General features: G+C 65.0%; 11 protein-coding genes and 1 pseudogene. 3 read left to right on the plus strand and 9 right to left on the minus strand.

The window, feature by feature from the left end:
- Positions 1-5: 5 nt before the first annotated feature.
- Positions 6-451, minus strand: a pseudogene (locus QW845_RS05215) (SDR family NAD(P)-dependent oxidoreductase).
- Positions 452-586: 135 nt separating this feature from the next.
- Here QW845_RS05215 and QW845_RS05220 point away from each other — a divergent pair.
- A complete protein-coding gene (locus QW845_RS05220; RefSeq protein WP_315800571.1) occupies positions 587-1,477 on the plus strand; it encodes an AraC family transcriptional regulator in 891 nt (296 codons plus the stop codon).
- 130 nt (positions 1,478-1,607) lie between these two features.
- Here the strand turns inward: QW845_RS05220 and QW845_RS05225 are convergent, their stop codons facing one another.
- The 5 genes from QW845_RS05225 to QW845_RS05245 form a co-directional block, all read right to left on the minus strand.
- Positions 1,608-2,438: a CarD family transcriptional regulator gene (locus QW845_RS05225; RefSeq protein WP_315800572.1), complete on the minus strand. Its 831-nt coding sequence runs from the start codon at positions 2,436-2,438 to the stop codon at positions 1,608-1,610.
- A gap of 499 nt (positions 2,439-2,937) precedes the next feature.
- Positions 2,938-3,276: a ferredoxin FdxA gene (fdxA, locus tag QW845_RS05230; protein WP_035660174.1), complete on the minus strand. Its 339-nt coding sequence runs from the start codon at positions 3,274-3,276 to the stop codon at positions 2,938-2,940.
- Positions 3,277-3,389: 113 nt separating this feature from the next.
- Positions 3,390-3,647, minus strand: a complete 258-nt coding sequence (locus tag QW845_RS05235; protein WP_315800916.1) for an RNA-binding S4 domain-containing protein — start codon at positions 3,645-3,647, stop codon at positions 3,390-3,392.
- A gap of 73 nt (positions 3,648-3,720) precedes the next feature.
- Entirely contained in the window at positions 3,721-7,275 is a 3,555-nt protein-coding gene (locus QW845_RS05240) for a helicase-related protein (protein WP_315800573.1), read from the minus strand.
- A gap of 538 nt (positions 7,276-7,813) precedes the next feature.
- Positions 7,814-8,590: a DUF3108 domain-containing protein gene (locus QW845_RS05245; RefSeq protein WP_315800917.1), complete on the minus strand. Its 777-nt coding sequence runs from the start codon at positions 8,588-8,590 to the stop codon at positions 7,814-7,816.
- A gap of 608 nt (positions 8,591-9,198) precedes the next feature.
- Between QW845_RS05245 and rpmB the strand changes: the two genes are divergently transcribed.
- Positions 9,199-9,507 carry a 50S ribosomal protein L28 gene (rpmB, locus tag QW845_RS05250; RefSeq protein ID WP_172114511.1) on the plus strand — a complete coding sequence of 103 codons (309 nt, stop codon included), beginning with the start codon at positions 9,199-9,201 and terminating at the stop codon, positions 9,505-9,507.
- 342 nt (positions 9,508-9,849) lie between these two features.
- Complete coding sequence (locus QW845_RS05255; protein WP_315800574.1) at positions 9,850-11,112, plus strand: DUF2235 domain-containing protein; 1,263 nt, start codon at positions 9,850-9,852, stop codon at positions 11,110-11,112.
- Between the two features lie 60 nt (positions 11,113-11,172).
- Here the strand turns inward: QW845_RS05255 and QW845_RS05260 are convergent, their stop codons facing one another.
- From QW845_RS05260 to QW845_RS05270, 3 genes are all read right to left on the minus strand, one after another.
- Entirely contained in the window at positions 11,173-11,421 is a 249-nt protein-coding gene (locus QW845_RS05260; protein WP_315800575.1) for a hypothetical protein, read from the minus strand.
- A 152-nt stretch (positions 11,422-11,573) separates the two neighbouring features.
- Complete coding sequence (locus tag QW845_RS05265) at positions 11,574-11,810, minus strand: transcriptional regulator (RefSeq protein WP_315800576.1); 237 nt, start codon at positions 11,808-11,810, stop codon at positions 11,574-11,576.
- A 136-nt stretch (positions 11,811-11,946) separates the two neighbouring features.
- Positions 11,947-12,153, minus strand: coding sequence for a cold-shock protein (locus QW845_RS05270; RefSeq protein ID WP_315715242.1), 207 nt, complete (start codon positions 12,151-12,153; stop codon positions 11,947-11,949).
- Between the last annotated feature and the right edge of the window lie 456 nt (positions 12,154-12,609).

Raw genomic sequence — 12,609 nt, forward strand, 5'->3', positions numbered from 1 at the left:
CTCGATCAGATCGCCTGGCCGCCGGAGACTTCGATTCGCTGCGCATTGATCCAGCGGTTGTCCTCGGACAGCAGGCTCGCGATCATCGGGCCGATAAATAGACGCCCTTGAAGTGAACATCGACCAGTCGGTCGAACAGCGCCTCCGTTGTGTCGGCGATCAACGCATGGTCGCCATGGCCAGCGTTGTTAACGAGGTGGTCGAACGTGTCGCGCTGCCAAGTCCGGCGCAGCGTCTCCGCAAACGGCGCAAAGGCGGCGACATCACCGGTGTCGAGCTGGAAGGCCAGCGCCTTGCGGCCCATCGCCTCGATCTCTTCGACGACGGCCGCCGCGTCCTCGACCCGGTTCTGATAGGTGAGGATGAGGTCACTGCCGCGTTGGGCAATATGACGTGCCGCGCTACGGCCGAGCCCGCGGCTGGCGCCGGTCACGAGTGCGATCCTGGTCATGATTTTTCTCCGGTCGGGTTTGACTGGTCGGATATTGGACACCGACCACCGGCGGAGTTGCCGGAACCGCGCCGTTCCTTGCCTGATCCTCCAAATCGGGGTGTGTGGAGAGCGAGAGCGGGCTAAGTTACGGACATGACCAGCCTGCTCAATGCCGTCAGCCGCTATGCCGCTGTCCACGCCGATACAGCCGGGATTGCCAGGACCCCGATCCCCGGACTCACGACGGTGCGCGCGACCGCACCGAGCGAGCTCGTCTACGCCATCTCGCGGCCGCTGGTGTGCCTGGTTGTGCAGGGCAGCAAGCATGTCACGATGGGGCTGCAGGGACTGACGTTTTCCGCAGGCGATTCGCTGATCATCACCGCCGACGTGCCGACCGTCAGCCAGATCACGCGCGCGACCCGCGCGGCGCCCTATCTGTCGCTGGTGCTGGAGCTCGATTCGGCGCTGATCGCGGAGCTGATCCTGCAGATGGACGGCACGACGGCGACGGACGGTTTTGCCGTCCGGGTCGAGCCGACCGACGCGGAAGTGACGGACGCGGCGCTACGCCTGATGCGCTTGCTCGATCGTCCTGCCGGATTGCAGGTGCTGCAGGCTCAGCTCTTGCGCGAGATGCATTATTGGCTGCTCGCCGGCCGGCACGGCGCGGCGATCCGCCGGCTCGGTGGCCCCGACAGCCACGCCCAGCGCATCGCCCGTGCGGTAGCCCTGTTGCGCGCCGAGTTCACCCAGGCCCTGCCGGTCGAGCGGCTCGCGGCTATCGCGGGTATGAGCCTGTCCGCCTTCCACCAGCACTTCCGCAGACACACCTCGCTGTCGCCGTTGCAATTCCACAAGCAGCTGCGGCTGATCGAGGCGCGCCGGCTGATGTTGGCCGAAGGCATCAACGCCAGCAGTGCGGCGTTCGCCGTGGGTTACGAAAGCGTGCCGCAGTTCACGCGCGACTATCGTCGCCAGTTCGGCCGTCCGCCGGTGCAAGACATCAAGGCGGCACAGGCCAAAGTCGAGGCTGTCGCGTGAGCTGCGTGCGGGTGCCGTGCCAGGGACTTGCCAGTCTCGACAGCGTCCCCTTTGAGCCAGGCAAACAAAAAGCCCGACCTTGCGGCCGGGCTTTCGTAAGCAACTAATTCGAAAACGCTTGAACGGTCGATCAGGCGGCCTCGTCGGCCACGGCGGTATCGTCGCCGTCGATGTCGTCACCCTCGCCTTCCGCATCGCCCTCGGCGACCGCGTCGGCCTCGGTCTTGGCGCCGCGGCGCGGGCTCTTGGCGAGCTGCGTCTCGATCTCCTTGACGGCCTCGGTCTCGGTCGAGTGCTGCACGACCGCGATCTCGCGCGACAGCCGGTCGAGCGCCGCTTCATAGAGCTGGCGTTCGCTGTAGGACTGCTCCGGCTGCGACTCCGAGCGATACAGATCGCGCACGACCTCGGCGATGGCGACGATGTCGCCCGAATTGATCTTCGCTTCGTACTCCTGGGCGCGGCGCGACCACATCGTGCGCTTGACGCGGGCGCGGCCCTTCAGGGTCTCCAGCGCCTTCTTGACCAGCGCCGGGTCGGACAGCTTGCGCATGCCGACATTGGCGACCTTGGCGGTCGGCACGCGCAGCGTCATCTTGTCCTTGATGAAGTTGATGACGAACAGCTCGAGCTTCGCACCCGCGATCTCCTGCTCCTCGATGGCCAGGATCTGGCCGACGCCGTGAGCCGGATAGACGACGAATTCGTTGGTCTTGAAGCCCTGGCGCTGGGTCGGCAGCTTCTTCTCCTCGACGCGCGGCGCGGCCGCGACGGGAGCAGCCGGCTTGGCGGCGACGGCGGGCTTGGCAACAGGGGCAGCAGCCGCAGGAATGGCGGTCTTGGTGGCAGCCTTGGGCGCAGCGGCGGCCTTGGCGGGCGCAGCCTTGGCAACAGAGTCCTTTGCAAGAGTGGTCTTCGCGGCGGATGCTTTCGCGGCAGTCTTGGCAGTCTTTTCAGGCATTGCGCTTCTTTTGTTCTTGGTGGACTTGGCAGCCGAGGCCTTCGCGGCAGCCCGAATCTCCTTTACAGGAGCCCGGGCACGGCCCTTGGAAACGCTGCGGCTGGCCGCGGCGGCTTTTTTTGTACTCTTGGAAGCACTCTTTTTACGCGTTTTCTGTGACACAGCCTGCGCGCGGAACTGCCACGCCCCTGTTTGATGTTGCGGGAACCTAAAAGGGCGGCCAAAAAAAGGTACGCATGGCCGGGTTCGGCTCTGAGAATGTGCTATATATAGCACATTTACCGCAAAAATCAATGATTTAGAGGCCGCAGGGGCGGTATTGTGACGGGTCCACGAAGTTAGGGTTAAGTGAAGCGTGCCGGAATAGAACAACTCATGCGGCGGTTCCCGCTCGCCGCAATCTCGTTCTAGGCCATTGTTTCCGCGTGGCGATTCCAATCAGCCACGGCCAGCGGCAGAATTGCCGGCGCCGCTCTCGCGCCAGCGCAGAGGTGACCCGTCAGTCTCCGGCGCCCGGCTTCGATGAAAAATATTTCTCGAATTTTCCGTCCTCGCCGTCGTGCTCCTTGGCATCCGCCGGCGGGTCCTTCTTCTGCGTGATATTGGGCCAGGACTTGGCATATTCGGCGTTCACGCCCAGCCATTTCTCCAGCCCCGGCTCGGTATCCGGCTTGATCGCGTCGGCCGGGCATTCCGGCTCGCACACGCCGCAATCGATGCATTCGTCCGGATGGATCACCAGCATGTTGTCGCCCTCGTAGAAGCAGTCTACCGGGCAGACCTCAACGCAATCGGTGTATTTGCATTTGATACAGTTTTCGGTGACGACGTAAGTCATCCAGGGCTCCGGAACGGATCGACAAATCGGCTGGCTTGGACTAGCGCAGGACGTGGTGTGCCGCAAGTGAAGCGGGGCGAAGAACTGAATTGGAATTGCGCCGGCGCAACCAATCAACTTCGGCCGCGACCTTCGAGGTCGTCGTAGAGCCCGCGCACGGACGCAGCGTCGCCGCGACGCGCGGCAAAGCCGGTCACCTTGAGCACGCGCACGCTGCGATCGAGCGCGATGGTCAGCACATCACCGGTCTTCACCCCATGGCCCGGCGAGGTCTCGCGCACACCATTGACCCGGACATGCCCCGACGACACCAGCGCCGCGGCGCTGGTGCGCGCCTTCACCAGCCGCGCATGCCACAGCCATTTGTCGATGCGCTGGCGCTCTGACGGGGTGTCGGACGTCGGCGTTGTCCTTCCAACCAATCTTGCCAACCGATCTTGCCGCTCAGTCCTTGCGGTTGTTCCCCGCGAGCTGCTCCTTGAGCGCAGCAAGCTTGGCAAACGGCGAATTGGGATCGACCGGACGGTCGCGATCCCGGCCGCCGCCGCTGCTCGATGCGTAGGGCCGCAGCGCCGGGCCGCTGTCGCGCTTGTCACGGCCGCCCTTGCCGAAGTCGCGGCCACCGCGCCCCTCGCGGTCGCCCCCGAACTTGCCGCCCTTGTTGCGATCCCGGTTCTGGTCGCGCCCCTTGGCATCATGATCGCGGCGCGGCCCGCGATCCTCGCGCGCCGGCGCCGATGCGCCCTCGGCTGGCGCCGCACCCGCCTCCGGCGGGCCCTTGCGGAAGTCCTTGCCGAACTCTTTCATCCGGTCGCGCCGGCCATGGCCGCGGTGATGGCGCTCGCGCGCCTCGCCGCCCTCGGCCGGAGCGGTCCCGGCCGATGCCTGACCGCCGCCGCCCCCCTGCCCGCGCTCATGCTGCGGACGGTTGGGCCGGCCGCGATGATGATGGTCGTGGCGCGGCCTGCGCTCCTCCGACCGCCCGCCCGGCCGCCAGACCTCGACCAGGACGGGCTCGGCAGCAGGCGAGGCCTCGGGAGAAGCCTCGGTGGCGGTCGATCCAGCAGCAGTTTCCGCCGCGGCAGCTTCAGCCGAAGCGTCGCCGATGCTTGTTGCCTCGTTCGCAACGGCCTCCGCGGCTTCTGGCTGCGGCGCATCCGCAGCGACGGCGGTTTCCGCCTCGGCGACGACGCTTTCGGCAGCCGTCTCGGCCATGGAAGCGGCGTCCGCCACATCCGGCGTGACGAAATCGACGGTCGGCAGCGATGCCAGGGCCGATCCCGACGTGGTTTCCGGCTGCTCCTCACCGACCATCGCGGGCACGGCGACGGCCTGCTCGGTCACCGGAGCGACGGCGGCCTCCGCGACGGTGGGAACCTGCTCGTCGGCCGGCTCGCCGGCGACAACTGCGAGGTCCTCGCCCGGCACAGCCTGCGCATCTGCCGGAGCGGCTTCGGCAGCAGCAGCTTCCGCGATGGCAGCAGCCTCGACGGGCTTCTCAATCGGCTTGGGCGGCAGCGGCGGACGCTTCTCCATGCGATAGCCGAGCGCGCGCAGGATGGAGGCGAAGTCCTCGCCGGCCGAGCCGGTGAGCGAGGTCATCGCCTGCGTCACCACGAAGCCGCGGCCGTCGAAGGCGCCGGCCGGCTTCTCGCCCGGCGCATTGTCGCGCCAGGCCAGGGCGGGACGAATCAGGTCCGCCAGCCGCTCCAGGATGTCGACGCGCACGGCGCGCTCGCCCGCCTGCTTATAGCCGAGCACGCGATAGGCATCGCGCGGCAGCGCCTTGTCGACCGGGAACGAGGTCCGGCCCGAGCTCGCCAGATGCTGCGCGCCGGTCAGCGCGGACATGTCGACATTGCCCTGCTTCTCGGCCCACAGCAGCGCGGCGAGAGCGCGCGCGGCGGGCTTGAGCAGCGCCGGGACGTAGATGTGGTAGGCACCGAAACGCACGCCATATTTGCGCAAGGTGGCGCGCGACGGCTGGTCGAGATCCTTCATCTCGGCGGCGATCTTGGCGCGCTCGATGACACCGAGCGCCTCCACCAGCTGGAACGCGATGCCACGGCCGATACCGGTGATGTCCTCGGCCTTGGACAGCTCGAACAGCGGGCCGAGCAGCTTCTCGATATGCGTCTTCAGCCACAGATCGAGCCGCGCCTGGACCTTGTCGCGCGCAGCACCGGTCAGCCGCTCGTCGGCGATGATGCGCAGGCGCGGATGCAGCGCGTCGTCGGCCGCGACCAGCTTGGCGACGGCGTCGCCGGTCCAGCGCATCGTGCCGTCGGCGGTGAGCACGATGTGCTCGTCGGGCGCGCCGGACAGCTTCTCCGCGCGCGCCTCGATCTCGCCGGCCAGCGCCTTCTGGGCAGCAGCCTGCAAGGCCTTGGCCTCCGAGCCGGCTTCGGCGGCGTCGGGCGCGAAGGTGAATCCATCCAGGCGGCCGATCGCGTGCCCTTCAACGATCACTTCGCCGGTCTTGCCGATTTCCGTATTCAAAACACTGTTCTCCCGCAGGCGCCGCATCAATACACTGGTACGACGATCAACGAAACGCTCCGTGAGCCGTTCATGAAGGGCGTCTGACAATTTATTTTCGAGTTCGCGGGTAATCCCCTGCCAATAATCAGGGTCGCGCAGCCAGTCGGGCCGGTTGGCCACGAAGGTCCAGGTGCGAATCTGTGCAATCCGCCCCGACAGCGTATCGATGTCGCCATCGACGCGGTCGGCCTGATCGACCTGGGCCGCGTACCAGGCGTCCGGAATACGCCCCTTCTGCATCAGGAAGCCGAACACGGTGGTCACCAGCTCCGCATGGGCAGCCGGCGACAGCCTGCGATAGTCGGGAATCTGGCAGGTTTCCCAGAGACGCTCGACCGCTTCAGCGCCATGCGCCATGTCGCGCACCTCGGCATCGCGCGCGGCATGATCGAGCACGCGCAGATCCTCCGCGGTCGGCGCGCGCGTCAGCGCGTCATGCCCCGGCGTAATCGCCAGGGAGACCTGGAGCGCGCTCAAGGACGCGAAATCAAGCCTGGAGTTGCGCCATTGCAGCACCTTCACGGTATCGAAGGTGTGGTTCTGGAGCGCATTGACCAGCTCGGGCTCGAACGGCGCACAACGTCCGGTGGTGCCGAACGTGCCGTTACGCGTCGCGCGTCCGGCACGGCCGGCGATCTGGGCAAACTCCGACGGCGTGAGCCGGCGGAACTGATAGCCGTCATATTTGCGGTCGGATGCGAAGGCGACGTGATCGACGTCGAGATTGAGCCCCATGCCGATCGCATCGGTGGCGACGAGATAGTCGACGTCGCCGTTCTGGAACATCGCCACCTGCGCGTTGCGCGTGCGCGGCGACAGCGATCCCAGCACCACAGCGGCGCCGCCATGCTGGCGGCGGATCAGCTCGGCGATGGCGTACACCTCGTCAGCCGAGAACGCCACGATGGCGGTCCGGCGCGGCTGCCGCGTGATCTTCCGGTCGCCGGCGAATTCGAGCTGCGACAATCGTGGCCGTGTCACCATCGACGCACCGGGCAACAGCCGCTCGATGATGGGGCGCATCGTCGCAGCCCCGAGCAGCAGCGTCTCGTCGCGCCCGCGGCGATTGAGGATGCGGTCGGTGAAGACATGGCCGCGCTCGAGATCGGACGCGATCTGGATCTCGTCGACGGCCAGGAACGACACGTCGAGATCCCTGGGCATCGCCTCGACCGTCGACACCCAATAGCGCGGGTTCTTCGGCTTGATCTTCTCCTCGCCGGTGATCAGCGCGACGGCCTCGCTGCCGACGCGATCGGCGATCTTGTTGTAGACCTCGCGCGCGAGCAGCCGCAGCGGCAGTCCGATGATGCCGGAGGAATGCGCGAGCATGCGCTCGATCGCCAGATGCGTCTTGCCGGTGTTGGTGGGGCCGAGCACGGCGGTGACGCCGCTTCCGGGAGCACGGTCGGACGTGCGCTCGAAAGGCGAGGCAGCCGAAGAGGACGAAAAAGCCATTCGTTAAATGTGGGTCTCGAAGCCGGCGTTGGAAGCGCGTCGTTCACGCGCGACGGATGCGGAATTGTCGTGTGTCTGGAGAGGCTGAGATGCTGACCCCTGTCTCACATTGTGACGCATATAGTGCCGCAGCTTAAGCTTCGGAACGCCTTGAGAACGAATCGCGAAGGAATCGCTGACTCTGTCGGCTTTCAGGCTTCGTTCACCGCAACATCTCGCGCTCTGCGATCAAGCCAGCACTAGATCAAGTTTTCGCGGGCTCCACAAGCAACGCTTTCGCGATGGAACTGGCGCGCATTCCAGGGCGTCCCGAGTCGAATCAGAATCAGGGAAGAGTCAAACGGATTCACGCGCAGCAGACAGCATCCATACGGGGACCGGCAAATCGGAGGTCAACGCGGAATCGCCATCGCATTCAAGCGAGAGCGGACGGCATGCCGCCAGACCTTCACGCCACGGCCGCTGTTGCGGCTCAGCCGCTGACGGGGCCGTGCCACAGCGACGAGATTCGGATGTGGAGGAGCAGCGATACGAGGCGCTACTGGGTCTTGGCGACGTGCGGCGCCGCCTGGGTGATGAACGACGTCGCCTCCAGCATCGCGGTCCCCAGCGGGGTCGGGATCACCATCTTGAACGGCACCAGCACGCGGGTGCCGGCGATCGGCACGAAGAAGATCTCCATGTTGCGGGCCTGAGCCAGATATTTGATGACCGGCCGGTCCGGGATGTAGCCCGCGACCGGCGTGAAGTAGATCGCGCAGACCAGCGCCGGACCGCGATAGCCCTTGTCAGCCTTGACGTTCTCCATGCGCTTGTAGTCGAGCTTGAGCTCGTAGCGCATGCGGCCGTCGAACACGGGCGCAGCGCCGCGGCAGGAGTCCGGCGACAGCAGTTCGCCATTGCCCGGCACCCGCACCAGAGAGGCCGTCATCGGATCGAGCACGCCGCGCTTGTGGGCATCCGTCACCGGAATGCGGTCGGGATCGACTGGAGGCGCCGGCTCGATGGCGAAGTCCTTCACGGTGCCGTTCTGCAGATTGATGCGGATCTGCTCCGATTTCTTTCCCGTGGAGGTCGAGGCCTGGTAGCTCTGGCCGACCAGGGCGCCGTTGACGACGCGTCCCTGCACCGAGCCCGTGCCTGATCCTTGCGAGAAGCTCTTGAGCAGGCCGGCGGTGCCGCCCTGAGCCGCAGCACCATACTGATCATCCCCGATCTCGACCGCCCAGGTGCCCTTGCCGACGGGGATGCCGGCCAGGGAAGCCTCGTATTGAGCGTCCAACCGAGCCTGCGCCTGGGCGCCTTGCGCCAGCAACAACAGGCAGAGCGCTGCCCCGGCCGCGGCCAGGCGGCCCGAGAGAAATGAGGGAACCGAGATGATGGTCACGTGACGAATGATCCTGCCGATCCGCCTGCCTGAGCGCCGGACCGATCCGACGCGCCGTCCTTGCTACTTAAGCCAAAAACGCCTTCAAACAACGCGAACCGTCCGACAATGGCGGTTTGTCCAGCGCTTTGCGCCTGAACAGCACTCAGAACCGTCGTCCGCAGCGCTGCCGGAACCGAGCCGCGAACCTCCGACCGCGCCAGCATGCCGCCATTCCGGACCGTTCGCGGGATATCCATCCATCACGTCCGAATGCGCCCTTTATATGGTCTAAACTACCCGCTATACTATTGATTACACGCCTGCTTTTCTGCTGGTCGGCGATTTCGGCCCGACCAGGAGGAGGCATGGGTCGCGTCCTCCGGGTTCGCCGGCCCGGCTCCCTGTATTTGCTGCGGCCTTCAAAACCTTGACGAAAAGCCGCATCCCCCCTATAGGACCGCATCTCCCAGAGACGAGCTGGACGAGTTTTGGACCCCCGCGGCCCGCCGACATAGGCGGACGAAGGGTGCGGGGATGAGAGAGGATTTATTGCCATGTCGCGGCGCTGTGAACTGACGGCCAAGGGTCCCCAGGTTGGCCACAAGGTCAGCCACTCCAACATCAAGACCAAGCGGCGCTTCCTGCCGAACCTGTGCAACGTGACCTTCATCTCGGATGCACTCGGCCGCAACGTGCGCCTGCGCGTTTCGACTAACGCGCTCAAGAGCGTCGACCACAATGGCGGCCTCGACGCCTATCTGCTCAAGGCCAACGCCGCGACCCTGTCGCCGCGCGCGCTGGAGCTGAAGCGCGCCATCGAGAAGAAGGCGGCGGACGCTGCCCCGGTCGCGAAGGCGAGCTGAGAGAGCCAACCGAAATTCAAGATTGATGCAGAAGCCGGACGCGTCACGAGCGGGGCTTCGAGCTGAACGAGATGTCGAAACGGCCGGGTCGAGAGATCCGGCCGTTTTGCTTGCGGATGCCGTGACCAACTGACAACTCTGGACAAGGCAGCCGGCGCGGGGCGGCAGGACAAGTCGGGTGACCATCCGTTCGTACAACGGCGTCCAGCAGTCACTCCGCCATGTCGGCCGCGCCGCGCGCAACAGCGACCCAGACGAAGTGCCATAGGGAACCGACCTCCCCAACACCAGCCGGATGCTCTACACTCGTTGCGGTAGCATTATTGCGGACATTCCTTTGCCATGAAGAATATTGTCATCTGCTGCGACGGCACCGGCAACGAGATCAGCGAGAACATCTCGAACGTACTCAAGCTCTATCGCTGCCTGCGCAAGACCGACAAGACGACACCGCATCAGGCCGTATTCTACGATCCCGGCGTCGGCACGCTGACCCAGCCCGACACCTGGCACCGCTTCAAGGCCAATTTCAACATGGTGCTGGGGCTCGCGACCGGCTACGGCCTCGACGACAACGTCATCAACGCCTACTCCTTCCTGGCCACGCATTACGAGGACGGCGACCGCATCTTTCTGTTCGGCTTCTCGCGGGGCGCCTACACCGTGCGCGTGCTGGCCGGGCTGATCCACAAGATCGGGCTGATCTCGCCGGGTCAGATCAATCTCGTCGGCCCGGGCGTGATCGCCTACAAGAAGTACTCCTCGGACAATCCGAAGGCCGGGCGCGGCATCACCAAGGAGCTCGAGAGCACCGAGGAGGACGGGCCGATCCCGGAGAGCCGCGACGACCACGCCGCGCAGTTCGCGCGGATCACCTCGGCGCGCTGGCCGACAATCCATTTCGTCGGCGTGTGGGACACGGTGGCGAGCGTGATCGTGCCGCGCACCGACCGGCTGTTCGCGCTGCCGAGCCTCGAGGAGCTCGCCTTCACGATCGAGAACCCGAGCGTGAAGATCTTCCGCCAGGCTGCGGCGATCGACGAGCGCCGCTGCATGTTCCGGCTGAAGCCGTGGGGCATGCCGCAGACCTTCACGCCGAACCGCTTCAACAAGGCGCAGGCGCGACCGCAGGACGCCAAACAGGTGTGGTTCGCCGGCGTGCATTCCGACGTCGGCGGCGGCTATCCCGAGGTCCGGTCGGCGGCTTCGAAATATCCGCTGCTGTGGATGATCGACGAGGCGGTCGAGGCCGGGCTGACGGTCAATCCGCGCACGGTGAATCAGCTCGCCTGGGGCGTGCAGCGCAAGAACAGTCCGTTCTCCTATGTGGCGCCGAGCGTCCAGGGACCGCTGCACGATTCGATGACAGCGGCCTGGCGGGTGCTCGAATGGCTGCCGAAGAGCGCGACGTACAAGGAATGGCCGGAACGCAAGGCGCATTTCGGCTTCTACATTCCGAATGGCGAACCGCGCTTCATCCCCGACGGCGCCTTCGTTCATGAGAGCGTGCTGATGCGGATCGCGGAATCGAAGGACTATCGCCCCGTCAACCTGCCCGCGTCCTATGAGCGCATTCCGCTTCCGGTCAAACAGAAGGCGGAGTAGCAGCAACAGCGCGTTGCGCGTCGGGCAGGGCCTTCTGAGGCCCGCGTGTGGCGGATCGCCTCAGATCATGCGCAGATGGATGACGCCGTCGGTCACCTCGCCACGGGCAAACTGCTCGCGCGCCATCTGCTCGAACGCCGTGCGGTTCCGTTGCAGATAGGCGAACGCCTGGTTGCGCGTGCAGAAGCAGGTCTCGAGATGACAGACCTGCCGTGTGGCGCCGATTGCGAGCGCGAATGCGATCGTCTGGGCTCCACGCTGCGTCTCATCCTTGGCAATGCGAACGTCTGTAGCGGTCGGCTTGGCCACGTCAGCCTCCTCGGTACGAAGGTCGGGTCTGTACGCGGGACACGGTTGGGGCGTAGTAATCAGGCATGGATCGCCCGTCTGTTCGAGCACCGGCAACGAAGTTCCGATAATTCCACCGGGCACCCGACGCCGGAAGGCGAGATGAAGCAGCCCTAGCGAACGACCTTCTTGCGCCGCTTCGGCGCAGGCGCCGCATCAGACCCCGCTTGCGCAGCTTCCGCTTCCTTGGCGAGCCGCAACACGCGCAGCCGCTCCATGTTCTTGCGGACCGCCATCGCGCGCTGATCCCATTCGGCGCGCGCCTTCGCCCCGTCCTCGGCGGCGACGCGCTGGCGCTCCGACCGCGCGATGCTTTCGGGGGAGCGCTCTGACATCTTCTTGGTAGCCATCGACTGATCCTTCCGGAGATGCGGGTTACCGTCGAGACGCAGAAAGCCCGCTCAATACAGGATCGAGCGGGCAAACCAGCCATTTCAGTACATCCGTGAAATGGCCTAAGACGTCAGAGACGTCTGATCAGTACGGTCAGACCAGCGCGAGATTTTCTGCGCTGGTTTTACCGCGCATCTTGTCCGTCTTGACCTCAAAACTGACTTTCTGGCCCTCAGCCAGACCGGCGAGACCAGCGCGTTCAACCGCGCTGATGTGAACGAACACGTCGTTCCCGCCATCCTGCGGCTGAATGAAACCAAAGCCCTTCTGGCCATTGAACCACTTGACGGTACCCTGCATGTCTATCTCCAAATCATTCATCGCGCGACCATCACGCGATCTCATTCAACTGAGCGATGACTTTTGGAAATAGCCCACAGGCACATTCAGAAAGGCACAGCGGCTAATCGAACTACGTCAAGGTAGAGATTTTATGGGGGATTACAAGGCCGCGCGGCAAATATAGTTTGCCGAGGACCGGAACCGTTGAGTCGGCTCGCGCTGGCAATATCAGCAGATTGCCCTTATCTTCACAGCACCATCGGTAACGGCCTGGCCATCGATGGCTGAGAGACACTCGTGCTCCCGCCTTCCGACGAAGGGGATCACCGTGTCTCGCACGCATCGTGCCTCATCACATTGTGAGCAACACGTTTCATTGGTGCCGCTCAGCTAAGCGCGCCGCTCTCCCCGCCACAGCGCCGATCGGCTTCGCCAACCGAATTTCATCGATAGAGATGAAGACAAGGAGGATAC

This window comes from Bradyrhizobium sp. SZCCHNS3002, assembly GCF_032377435.1.
Classification (GTDB): Bacteria; Pseudomonadota; Alphaproteobacteria; order Rhizobiales; family Xanthobacteraceae; genus Bradyrhizobium.